Here is a 12921-nt window from a genome sequence, read left to right as displayed (position 1 = left end):
GATCCGGTGAAGCCCCCTATTTGATAAGAGCAGGCTTGCAACTACGCGTCCCGCTGCGAATCAATCGACCAGTGTCAGATAATCCCACAGGCCAGGAAGATCATCTTTGGGCGACTGGCTTCTTCGCAGGCAAGCCTGCTCCCACAGTTGATTCGGTACGTCAGAAAATAATCTGACAAGAGATCCCGCCCCGTCTTCGCGCAGTGCGATGAGCACTGCCTTGTTCATACGTAAAGCCCATTCACGGGCACTGCCGACTCCTCTTGCTAGACATTCAACGACCAGCTCTGCTGCCCACTTACGGGAGGATTTCCACCTCCAGAATTACGCACATGTTGGGCGCATAAAAAAACCCGCGAAAGCCAATGGCCACGCGGGTTCTGAATGATTTACCACTTTACTTTCAATATTTAAACGCTACAGCCAGCCCCCTTGTGAGGGGCGAGGCTTTGACGTTTTGCAGGCTTCACCCGGACTCCGCCTTGCGGCTTCGTCCGGGTTACAAGGCCAGAACCCACTGACGACACGACTTAGCTCGTGATAGTCAGTCCAGCATGAGAAGCAACGGACATACCCACCAGCACGACATCAACCGAGCCGACCTGGATATCCAGCCCCCCTGTGACATCGTGATACGAGTAGCCATGGCCAGTAGCTAAATCTGCCGTAAGGTGGTTGTTGATCTCCCCCGTCATGCCGGTCAGATTAAGAACAAAACCGGTCGCGGTATTGGCATTACTCACGGTAACCGACGTCCCGGTCGCTACTCCCATGTTGAGGTTGATCGTGCTCGCGTTGGATACCGACGCCAGATCAACGTCCGCGATGACGTTGGTCACGGTCATTGCAGCCGTGCTGGTCGCACCGCCAGTAGCGGTCAAGAACCCCACCTGCGCGCCAGTCAGCGTCGACATCGACAAGGTCGCCGCACTCAAGTCAAAGGTGGGGACATTTCCACCAAGAACATGAGAAGCAGCAGCACTCAGACTAGTGTTCAGTGTCATCAGCGAGGTGATATATCCGCTGGTGACCGATCCGGTGATATCGATGGCATGTGCAATCTGCTCACCCCCGAAGTTGGCCGCATTGAGGACATTCCCGACCGAGTCACTGATGATGATGGAACTTGATCCGCTTGCGCTGTAACTGTGGTTAGCGCCGGCTGCGATAGTATTAACACCGAACGTTGTCTCGCCGCTGGCGTAGTTGGTATAGAACGCTTCCGAGACGGCTGCCGATACCGTCGACGCCTGGGATACCTGCACAACCGGGGCTGCCACTCCCGAGATGGCATTAATGTTTGTTATCGCAGAGTTCAAGTTGCTGACCGTATCGGCGATGGTCAGTGCGTTAACACCGCCATTGACCGAGTTGAGCGTGGCTTCCGACTCCAACGTCTGCAGATTACCCGCGCTAACGGTATCACCTACACCCACGTCGATATTCATGAAACTCGCCTCGCCGACAGCTGTTGTATAAGCCGAGTTCAGCAAATGCGCTGCCGTATCGTGAAGCGTGAGCGTGGTGACGCCACCCTTCACAAAGCCCGGAGTCGCCTGCACATTAGCTGCCGTGTCGTAAATGCTCACGGCCGTGACTGTCCCGGTTGTCTCCGACTGGATGCTGACCAGATCGGCGATGCTCCGCTGATCTGTCACAGTAATATTGACCGCACCCGTCACAAAGGCATTGGAATTCAAGTGCAGATTGGTATAGGTGTCACTAACGGCTGTGTAGGTCAGCGTGCCGCTGCCGATTGCTTGCTTAACCGCTTGCAACTGCGCCAGGTCGGGTGCGTTGATGCCGTTGCCGGTCAGCGTCACATTCTCCCCATGCACCAGATAAGTTAAGGCGCTAGCGTTAAGTACGTCGCTAAGTACACCGCCGCTTGTGAACAAGTCTGCCGCTGTGTCGCTTACGCCGTTGTTGGTCAGGGTGCCGCTACCGATCGCGGTCTGGATAGCTGCCAATTGCGCCAGGTCGGCGAGGCCGGTGACCGTCGCGTTCATACCGCTGGCCAGAGCCGAAGCATCGGTGGTCAGCGTGCCACTAGCCGATGCGTAAGCCGCCGCACTGTCGCTGACACCGCCCGACGCCGCCAGCGTACCGCTGCCAATCGCCGACTTGATCGCATACAACTGCGCTATATCGGCGGAGGTGGTAACCGTCACGTTCGTCCCGGAAATCAAGGCCCCCGCGTTGGTAGTCAGCGTGCCACTGGTCGAAGCGTAATCCACCGCTGTATCGCTGATGCTGTAGCTCGCCGTGGCGTTCCAGGCATGGATCGAGTGAGCCGTCGCGACATCAATCGCCGCATCGCTAACCGTCACTGCCGTCGCATGACCCACCGACGATGCAGTGCCAAGGCTCAGAATGTTCGAGGCTGTGTCACTTATGCTGTAGGTCGCCGCATGGTTACCGTTGTAGATGGTCGTCGCCTGTGCAGCGGTCGCTGTACCCGTCGCCGTCACTGTCACCGCATGGCCCAGCGCCGTGGCGTTCACTGCCGCAAGTGCAGCGGCCGTGTCGCTGATCGTCGCAAATGTCGCCGCGTTCAAGGCGGTGTACAAGGACGTCGCATCGGCTGCATTGGTCGTACCCGTTGCCAGCACTGTCGCCGCATGGCCCAGCGCCGTGACGTTCACTGCCAAAAGTGCGCTGGCCGTGTCGGAGATTGTCGCAAACGTCGCCAAAGCGTTACCGGTGTAGATGGTCGTCGCCTGTGCAGCGGTCGCCGTACCCGTCGCCGTCACTGTCGCCGCATGGCCCAGGGCCGCGGCGTTGACTGCCGCAAGGGCAGTAGCCGTGTCGGAGATCGTCGCAAACGTTGCCCCAGCGTTACCGGTGTAGATGGTCGTCGCCTGTGCAGCGGTCGCCGTACCCGTCGCCGTCACTGTCGTTGCATGGCCCAGCGCCACAGCGTTCACTGCCGCAAGGGCAGCAGCCGTGTCGCTGATCGTCCCAAACGTCGCCAAAGCGTTACCGGTGTAGATGGTCGTCGCCTGAGCAGCGGTCGCTGTACCCGACGCCGTCACTGTCGCCGCATGGCCCAAGGCCGTAGCGTTGACTGCCGCAAGGGCAGCGGCCGTGTCGGAGATCGTCGCAAACGTCGCCGCATGGTTACCGGTGTAGATGGTCGTCGCCTGTGCAGCGGTCGCCGTACCCGTCGCCGTCACTGTCGCCGCATGGCCCAGCGCCGTGCCATTCACTGCCGCAAGTGCAGCGGCCGTGTCGCTGATCGCTGCAAACGTCGCCGCGTTCAAGACAGCGTACAAAGATGTCGCATCGGCGGCATTGGTCGTGCCCGTTGCCAGCACTGTCGCCGCATGGCCCAGCGCCGTAGCGTTGACTGCCGCAAGGGCAGAGGCCGTGCCGGAGATCGTCGCAAACGTTGCCGCAGCGTTGCCGGTATAGATGGTCGTCGCCTGCGCAGCAGTCGCCGTACCCGTCGCCGTCACTGTCGTCGCATCGCCCAGCGCCGTGGCGTTGACTGCCGCAAGGGCAGCGGCCGTGTCGGAGATCGTATCAAACGTTGCCCCAGCGTTACCGGTGTAGATGGTCGTCGCCTGTGCAGCGGTCGCCGTACCCGTCGCTGTTACTGTCCCCGCATTGCCCAGCGCCACAGTGTTCACTGCCGCAAGGGCAGCGGCCGTGTCGGAGATCGTGTCAAACGTCGCCGCAATGTTGCCGGTGTAGATGGCCGTTGCCTGCGCAGCGGTCGCCGTACCCGTCGCCGTCACTGTCGCTGCATGACCCAGCGCCACAGCGTTGACTGCCGCAAGGGCAGCGGCCGTGTCGGAGATCGTATCAAACGTTGCCGCAGCGTTACCGGTGTAGATGGTCGTCGCCTCGGCGGCTGTCGCCGTACCCGTCGCCGTCACTGTCCCCGCATGACCCAGGGCCACAGCGTTGACTGCCGCAAGTGCAGCGGCCGTGTCAGAGATCGTTGCAAACGTCGCCGCAGCGTTACCGGTGTAGATGGTCGTCGCCTCGGCGGCTGTCGCCGTACCCGTCGCCGTCACTGTCCCCGCATGACCCAGGGCCACAGCGTTGACTGCCGCAAGTGCAGCGGCCGTGTCAGAGATCGTTGCAAACGTCGCCGCATGGTTGCCGGTGTAGATCGTCGCCGCCTCGGCGGCTGTTGCCGTACCTGTCGCCGTCACCGCCGCAGCATGGCCCAGCGCCGTAGCATTCACTGCCGCAAGTGCAGCGGCTGTGTCAGAGATCGTCGTAAACGTCGCCGTGCTCAAGACGGTGTACAAGGACGTCGCATCGGCGGCATTGGTCGTGCCCGTTGCCAGCACTGTCGTCGCATGGCCCAGGGCCGTGGCGTTGACTGCCGCAAGGGCAGAGGCCGTGTCGCTGATCGTTGCAAACGTCGCCGCATTGTTGCCGGTGTAGATGGTCGTCGCCTGTGCAGCGGTCGCTGTACCCGTCGCCGTCACTGTCGCCGCATGGCCCAGCGCCACGGCGTTGACTGCCGCAAGGGCAGCGGCCGTGTCGGAGATCGTCGCAAATGTCGCCGAGTTCAAGGCGGTGTACAAGGACGTCGCCTGCGCAGCTGTCGCCGTACCCGTCGCCGTCACTGTCGCCGCATGACCCAGCGCCACGGCGTTCACTGCCGCAAGTGCGCTGGCCGTATCGGAGATCGTCGCAAACGTCGCCGCAGCGTTACCGGTGTAGATGGTCGTCGCCTGTGCAGCAGTCGCCGTACCCGACGCCGTCACTGTCGTCGCATGGCCCAGCGCCGTGGTGTTCACTGCCGCAAGGGCAGCGGCTGTGTCGGAGATCGTCGCAAACGTTGCCGCAGCGTTACCGGTGTAGATGGTCGTCGCCTGTGCAGCGGTCGCCGTACCCGTCGCCGTCACTGTCGCTGCATGGCCCAGCGCCACAGCGTTAACTGCCGCAAGTGCAGCGGCTGTGTCGGAGATCGTCGCAAACGTTGCCGCGTTCAAGACGGTGTACAAGGACGTCGCATCGGCGGCATTGGTCGTGCCTGTTGCCAGCACTGTCGCCGCGTGGCCCAGGGCCGTAGCGTTGACTGCCGCAAGGGCAGCAGCCGTGTCGGAGATCGTCGCAAATGTTGCCGCAGCGTTGCCGGTGTAGATGGTCGTCGCCTGCGCAGCGGTCGCCGTACCCGTCGCCGTCACTGTCGCCGCATGGCTCAGCGCCGTGGCGTTCACTGCCGCAAGGGCAGCGGCCGTGTCGCTGATCGCTGCAAACGTCGCCGCGTTCAAGGCGGTGTACAAGGACGTCGCATCGGCGGCATTGGTCGTGCCCGTTGCCAGCACTGTCGTCGCATGGCCCAGCGCCGCAGCGTTGACTGCCGCAAGGGCAGCGGCCGTGTCGCTGATCGTTGCAAACGTCGCCAAAGCGTTACCGGTGTAGATGGTCGTCGCCTGTGCAGCGGTCGCCGTACCCGTCGCCGTCACTGTCGTCGCATGGCCCAGGGCCGTAGCGTTCACTGCCGCAAGAGCAGCGGCCGTGTCGGAGATCGTCGCAAACGTTGCCCCAGCGTTACCGGTGTAGATGGCCGTCGCCTGTGCAGCGGTCGCCGTACCCGTCGCCGTCACTGTCGCCGCATGGCCCAGCGCCACAGCGTTGACTGCCGCAAGTGCAGCGGCTGTGTCGGAGATCGTTGCAAACGTCGCCAAAGCGTTACCGGTGTAGATGGTCGTCGCCTGTGCAGCGGTCGCCGTACCCGTCGCCGTCACTGTCGCCGCATGGCTCAGCGCCGTAGCGTTGACTGCCGCAAGGGCAGCGGCTGTGTCGCTGATCGTCGCAAATGTCGCCGTGCTCAAGACAGCGTACAAGGACGTCGCATCGACGGCATTGGTCGTGCCCGTTGCCAGCACTGTCGTCGCATGGCCCAGGGCCGTAGCGTTGACTGCCGCAAGTGCAGCGGCCGTGTCGGAGATCGTCGCGAATGTTGCCGCAGCGTTACCGGTGTAGATGGTCGTTGCCTGCGCAGCGGTCGCTGTGCCCGTCGCCGTCACTGTCGCCGCATGGCCCAGCGCCGTGGCGTTGACTGCCGCAAGGGCAGCGGCCGTGTCGCTGATCGTTGCAAACGTCGCCAAAGCGTTACCGGTGTAGATGGTCGTCGCCTGTGCAGCGGTCGCCGTACCCGTCGCCGTCACTGTCGCCGCATCGCCCAGCGCCGTGGCGTTCACTGCCGCAAGGGCAGCGGCCGTGTCGGAGATCGTCGCAAACGTCGCCGCATTGTTGCCGGTATAGATGGTCGTCGCCTGCGCAGCAGTCGCCGTACCCGTCGCCGTCACTGTCGTCGCATCGCCCAGCGCCGTGGCGTTCACTGCCGCAAGGGCAGCGGCCGTGTCGGAGATCGTATCAAACGTTGCCCCAGCGTTACCGGTGTAGATGGTCGTCGCCTGTGCAGCGGTCGCCGTACCCGCCGCCGTCACTGTCCCCGCATTGCCCAGCGCCACAGCGTTCACTGCCGCAAGGGCAGCGGCCGTGTCGGAGATCGTGTCAAACGTCGCCGCAATGTTGCCGGTGTAGATGGCCGTTGCCTGCGCAGCGGTCGCCGTACCCGTCGCCGTCACTGTCGCTGCATGACCCAGCGCCACAGCGTTGACTGCCGCAAGGGCAGCGGCCGTGTCGGAGATCGTATCAAACGTTGCCGCAGCGTTACCGGTGTAGATCGTCGCCGCCTCGGCGGCTGTCGCCGTACCCGTCGCCGTCACTGTCCCCGCATGACCCAGGGCCACAGCGTTGACTGCCGCAAGTGCAGCGGCCGTGTCAGAGATCGTTGCAAACGTCGCCGCATGGTTGCCGGTGTAGATCGTCGCCGCCTGTGCGGCTGTTGCCGTACCTGTCGCCGTCACCGCCGCAGCATGGCCCAGCGCCGTAGCATTCACTGCCGCAAGTGCAGCGGCTGTGTCAGAGATCGTCGTAAACGTCGCCGTGCTCAAGACGGTGTACAAGGACGTCGCATCGGCGGCATTGGTCGTGCCTGTTGCCAGCACTGTCGCCGCATGGCCCAGGGCCGTGGCGTTGACTGCCGCAAGGGCAGAGGCCGTGTCGCTGATCGTTGCAAACGTTGCCGCAGCGTTACCGGTGTAGATGGTCGTCGCCTGTGCAGCGGTCGCCGTACCCGTCGCCGTCACTGTCGCCGCATGGCCCAGGGCCGTAGCGTTGACTGCCGCAAGGGCAGCGGCCGTGTCGGAGATCGTCGCAAATGTCGCCGAGTTCAAGGCGGTGTACAAGGACGTCGCCTGCGCAGCTGTCGCCGTACCCGTCGCCGTCACTGTCGCCGCATGACCCAGCGCCACGGCGTTCACTGCCGCAAGTGCGCTGGCCGTATCGGAGATCGTCGCAAACGTCGCCGCAGCGTTACCGGTGTAGATGGTCGTCGCCTGTGCAGCAGTCGCCGTACCCGACGCCGTCACTGTCGTCGCATGGCCCAGCGCCGTGGTGTTCACTGCCGCAAGGGCAGCGGCTGTGTCGGAGATCGTCGCAAACGTTGCCGCAGCGTTACCGGTGTAGATGGTCGTCGCCTGTGCAGCGGTCGCCGTACCCGTCGCCGTCACTGTCGCCGCATGGCCCAGCGCCGTGGCGTTCACTGCTGCAAGTGCAGCAGCCGTGTCGGAGATAGTCGTAAACGTCGCCGTGCTCAAGACAGAGTACAAGGACGTCGCATCGGCGGCATTGGTCGTGCCTGTTGCCAGCACTGTCGCCGCGTGGCCCAGGGCCGTAGCGTTCACTGCCGCAAGGGCAGCAGCCGTGTCGGAGATCGTCGCAAATGTTGCCGCAGCGTTGCCGGTGTAGATGGTTGTCGCCTGCGCAGCAGTCGCCGTACCCGTCGCCGTCACTGTCGCCGCATGGCCCAGGGCCGTGGCGTTCACTGCTGCAAGTGCAGCGGCCGTGTCGCTGATCGTCGCAAATGTCGCCGCGTTCAAGGCGGTGTACAAGGACGTCGCATCGGCGGCATTGGTCGTGCCTGTTGCCAGCACTGTCGCCGCATGGCCCAGCGCCGTGGCGTTGACTGCCGCAAGTGCAGCGGCCGTGTCGGAGATCGTCGCAAACGTTGCCGCAGCGTTACCGGTGTAGATGGTCGTCGCTTGGGCAGCGGTCGCCGTACCCGTCGCCGTCACCGCCGTCGCATTGCCCAGCGCCGTGGCATTCACTGCCGCCAATGCGCTAGCCGTGTCGGAGATCGTCGCAAACGTCGCTGCATGGTTGCCGGTGTAGATGGTCGTCGCCTGCGCAGCGGTCGCCGTACCCAACGCCGTCACCGCCGTAGCATTGCCCAACAGCGAAGCAGCGGCGCCAGCAAGCGCCGTGGCGTTGTCGCTAACTGTGTAGGTGTATCCATTGAGCGCTACGTGCAGATCGCCAGTACCGCTACCAAAGAGTGTCAGCGCATCCGCCACCGACAGCCCGGTCACATTGGCCGTCAGGCTGATCGAGGAAGCCGCGAGTACGGCAGCATCGCTCGCATGGGCCAGCAAAGCCGCCGCCGTATCGCTGATCGAGTACGAAACCACCCCAGCAGTATGTTCCACGGTCGCAGCATTCGCGGCCGAAACCCCCGTGACGGTCATGCTATTGCCTGCGACACCCATAGCAGCCACATACGAGGCATTGCCCGAGAAAACGCTATAGGTCAAGGTTACCGGTGTCGCCGACGACGGCACTACGACCGAAACCTGCGCGTAGTGATTAGTCGCGATATAGCTGGTCAGCGCGGTGTAATCCCCCAGCGAATCCGACGCGGCGGTTACATCAATGATCGTACCGTCACCAGTCCAGGCATGTTCCAGCGCAGTCACATAGCCAGGATTGTGGACGAAGTCGCCATAGCTGAGGGTGATCGGCGCCGAGAATCCAGGGACCTGCACAACGGAGCCGTGGTCGTAGGCGCCAAGAGCGCTCACCGCCGCATTGTAATCAGTCAGCGACATCGAGGTGGCGATGAGGGTGATGGGGCTAGTCGTCGCTTTCAGCAACACGATATAGGCCGCGTTGGCGGTGCTGGTGAAATCGTTGTAAGTCAGCGTGACTGGCGATGCCGCCGGCATCACGACGGAGCCATTGGCATAGCCGTGCAGCGCTGACACTGCGGCGTTGTAGTCGGCCAGCGAAGTCGAAGCCGCTGTCAGATGGAGGGTATCCCCCGCCGCTTCCAGCGACTGCACATAGCCCGCGTTGTTGGTGCCGGTGAAATCAGCAAAGGTCAACGTCACGGTTTCGCCGGAGCTCAGCACGACGCTGCCATGCACGTAGCCATCCAGCGCCAACATCGCCGCGCTGTAATTCGCCTGCGTGGTGGTGATCTGGAACGTGTCGCCCGCTGCCTCCAGCGCCGCCAGGTAGTCCGGGTTACCGCTAACGATCGACAAATCCAGCGTGATCGGCTTCAACGAAGCCGGCAGTACGACAGAACCATTTGCATGGCTGTGCAGCGCCGACACTGCGGCGTTGTAGTCGGCCAGTGCAGCCGACGCTGCATTCACCTGTATCGACGTCGCCAAGATCAGGGCAGCCGAACCAAGAGCGGCGATATGCGCGGTGGTGTCGACTACGGTCAGGGTCTCGCCGTCGGCCATCGTGACGCTGGCGCCCAGCGCTGCCAATGCGGCGGCGGTGGATGCGTTGACGATGGCGCCGTCACTGATAACGATAGCGTTATGACCGCCAGCTGCGGCGATCGCCGCCACGCCTGCATGCGAAGTCAGGTTGCTTACGGTGTCGCTGATGGTCAGATGACCGCCGGAGCTAAAGCCACGGATGTGTTCCAGCTGAGCAGCTTCAGCCACCGTTACAACGTTGCTCTCCGGTGCGCTCGAGTCGATGGTCACGGTCACCGTGGTCGCAAGGTGCGAGGCGATGGACGGGTCGAGCAACTGGGCCGCCGTGGCGGTGTTGATCGTCAGGCTGGCGAGGTTGAACTTGGCGGCAGTAGTGCTTGCATCCAGCAATGCTTCAAACTGCGTTGCCGATGCCAGGCCGGAGACAAAAATGGTCGAGGCGCCGGAAATAACAAGCGGCGAAGCGTCCAGTACATTCAGTACATTGGTAGCCGAGTCGGTGATTGAGTAGCCACCTGTGTAACCGCCATTCACCGCCAGGGCCGCTTGTACCACAGTCAGCGTGCCGGTGATCGAGGCATGCGTGAGGTTGACGGCAAAACCGTCAACGTGCACGGCACTAACGAGGCTGACCAGGGCAGTCAGGTTGGCGCCGGTCAGGGAGCCGGTCAGCGTCAGGCCTGACAACTGCATCGCATTGATGCGGGCCTCGACGGCCACGATCACCCCACTAGCGAGCACATTGGCCGTAGTGTCTTGCAGGACCAGTGCGACACCGCTGCCTGCTGTGGCGTGGATCGCGCTCAGCGTGTTTAGGGTGGCGACAGAGACCGTTGCGTTAGTGTTGACTTGAACGGTGGGGGAATGCAAACCGCCGAAAGCGATCGCCTTGGTCATCGACGCGGCAGTCAGGTTGGCTACCGTGTCGGAAATGGTCAGGGTGCCGGAGGCGGCGGTGAAGCTCGCCAGCGTTTCCAGCTTCAGTGCCTGGGCCACGGTGACCGTGTTTGCAGTGCCATCGCTGCCCAACAAGGCGACAGAGGAGGCGCCGCTCAAGGCGGATACGTTGGCCGGGTTGAGCAGATCAGCTGCGGTTGCCGTCAAGCCGTAGTGCGCCAATTTGTGGCTGCTGGCCCATACGGCTTGCGCGATAGTCAGGCCCGTCGGGGTATTCGTCGCCAGGCTCAGGTTCGCGGTGGCAAAGACCGGCGACGCCTGCAGGCTGGCGATGTCGGCCGCCAACAGCACGCCACTGACATAAATATGGGCCGCCCCTGTCACGCTGGCAGAATTGCTGGATGACAGCAGATTAGCCGCCGTGTCCGACAGCGTATACGGCCCCACATAGTGAGCATTCAACAGTGTGGTGATTTGGCCGACCGTCTCGTTGCCGCTGGTAATCGTCGCCCCACTCAGGTTCAGCTTGCCTGCAAAAACCGAGTTGGCGGAGTTGTTAAGATCGGCGGTCAGGTTGGCAACATCGGCCGCTACCAGATTGCCGGTGATGGCGACCGTGGTTGCCATAGCCAGGGCAGACAGGTTGAGATGAATATTGGCAGCCGTGTCCGAAATCGTCAGTGTTACGGGCTGTGCGTTCACATCTGTAAGCGCTAGCTGGGCGTGAATCGCCGTCAGAATCTTAGCGGTTGCTACGGTGACCTTGGCGCTGTCGGACACGACGACAGTAACGCCGCCAGCAATGACGGCCTTCTGAATCATCGCCTGCGCAGCGCTGGAAGTCAGATTGGCCACTTTGTCGGAGATAGTCAGTAAACCGGCGCTGTTGAAGCCCTTCATGCCTTCGAGCTTGGTCGCTTGTCCGACTGTCACCACATTGTCTGTGAGGGTGCCGGCGACCAGCGTAACGGTGCTTTCCAGAGACAAGGCAGCCGCGTTGCTGGTATCCAGCAGGTCAGCCGCCGTCCCGGTAATGTTAGCCGTGACAGTACGTGCGGAGGATTTCAACGCCAGCAGTGCAGTGAGGTTAGCTGCAACATTGTCGATGCTGTCGCTCACAACCAACGTCGTTGTTTTGCTGTTGGTGACGAGGGAACCCGTAGCGGCGGCGTTTAGCAGAATGTTGGCCGCCGTATCGCTGATGCTGGTATAGGTCAGCGTTCCAGTCGTCTCGGCAGCCTGAATCGCCGTCAACTGGGCGATCGTGGCGGCGCCTGTCACCGTCACGGCGATGCCGGCCTTCACCAAACTATTGACCGTCGTGCCGGTGATCAGGTGGGCGATCGTGTCGGTGATGCTGGTATAGGTTAGCGTTCCAGTCGAGTCGGCAGTCTGGATCGCCGTCAATTGGGCGATCGTGGCGGCGCCTGTCACCGTCACGGCGACGCCGGGCGTCACGAAACTATTGACCGTCGTGCCGCTGACCAGGTGGGCGATCGTGTCGCTGATGCTGGTAGCGGTTACCGCTCCAGTCGTATTGGCAGCATCGATCAGCGTCAATTGGGCGATTGTGGCGACGTTTGTCACCGTCACGGCGACGCCGGCCTTCACGAAACTATTGACCGTCGTGCCGCTGATCAGGTTGGCGACCGTGTCGCTGATGCTGGTAGCGGTTAGCGCTCCAGTCGTGTCGGCAGCATGGATCGCCGTCAACTGGGCGATCGTGGCGGCGCTTGTCACAGTCACGGCGACGCCAGGCTTCACGAAACTATTGACCGTCGTGCCGCTGATCAGGTTAGCGACCGTGTCGCTAATGCTGGTATAGGTGAGCGCGCCAGTCGTGTCGGCAGCACGGATCGCCGTCAATTGGGCGATTGTGGCGACGTCCGTCACCGTCACGGCGACGCCGGGCTTCACGAAACTATTGACCGTCGTGCCACTGATCAGGTTGGCGACGGTGTCGCTGATGGTGTTCGCGGTAATCACGCTTGTCGATCCGGCGGCTGTCCGAATGGCATTAAGCTGCGCAATATTCGCCGCGCCGGTAACGGTGGCATTTTGATTGGTCAGGAATGTCGTGGCGCCCAAGCCACTCAGCGTTACCAGGTTGGCAGCGGTGTCGACTATCGTCAGCCCATGGGCCGCGATGCGCGGGAGCACTTGGGTGAGCGCATTAGTTGTACCTTGCAGCGTTACCGCCTGAGCCTCAGTGAGGGTACCGGTGACGGCCAGGGTGTAGTTGGTGTTGGTGATCTTGCCCAAAACGGCTGCGTCGGCGACCAGCTGCGCTGCCGTGACAGTAGCCGTACCGGGTACCGCGTCAGTCAGCGTAATGCTTGTAATCTGGCCATTTTTCGCCTGAAGGCTGGCTAGATTGGCAATCAAGAAGACGTTCGCTTTTGTATCCGAAATCGCCAGTCCACTGGCACTGGAGAGTAGCGCCGCCGCAACCGTAATGTTAGCCATTAAATTTTCC

General features: G+C 62.4%; 2 protein-coding genes. Both read right to left on the bottom strand.

Translation table 11 applies throughout. From position 1 onward, the window contains the following. Positions 1-60: 60 nt before the first annotated feature. Positions 61-228 carry a hypothetical protein gene (locus tag AC1MEE_RS04720; RefSeq protein WP_480414107.1) on the bottom strand — a complete coding sequence of 56 codons (168 nt, stop codon included), beginning with the start codon at positions 226-228 and terminating at the stop codon, positions 61-63. 302 nt (positions 229-530) lie between these two features. Continuing rightward, positions 531-12911 (bottom strand): hypothetical protein, encoded by a 12381-nt coding sequence (locus AC1MEE_RS04715; protein ID WP_480414106.1) that lies wholly within the window; start codon positions 12909-12911, stop codon positions 531-533. Between the last annotated feature and the right edge of the window lie 10 nt (positions 12912-12921).

It is taken from the genome of Pseudomonas sp. ASL3, assembly GCF_056680425.1.
This window is presented reverse-complemented; position numbering and strand designations above follow the sequence as displayed.

Coding starts and splice junctions, on each gene's coding strand:
- AC1MEE_RS04715 (WP_480414106.1), bottom strand. CDS start 12,911: ATGGCTAACATTACGGTTGCGGCGGCGCTACTCTCCAGTGCCAGTGGA.
- AC1MEE_RS04720 (WP_480414107.1), bottom strand. CDS start 228: ATGAACAAGGCAGTGCTCATCGCACTGCGCGAAGACGGGGCGGGATCT.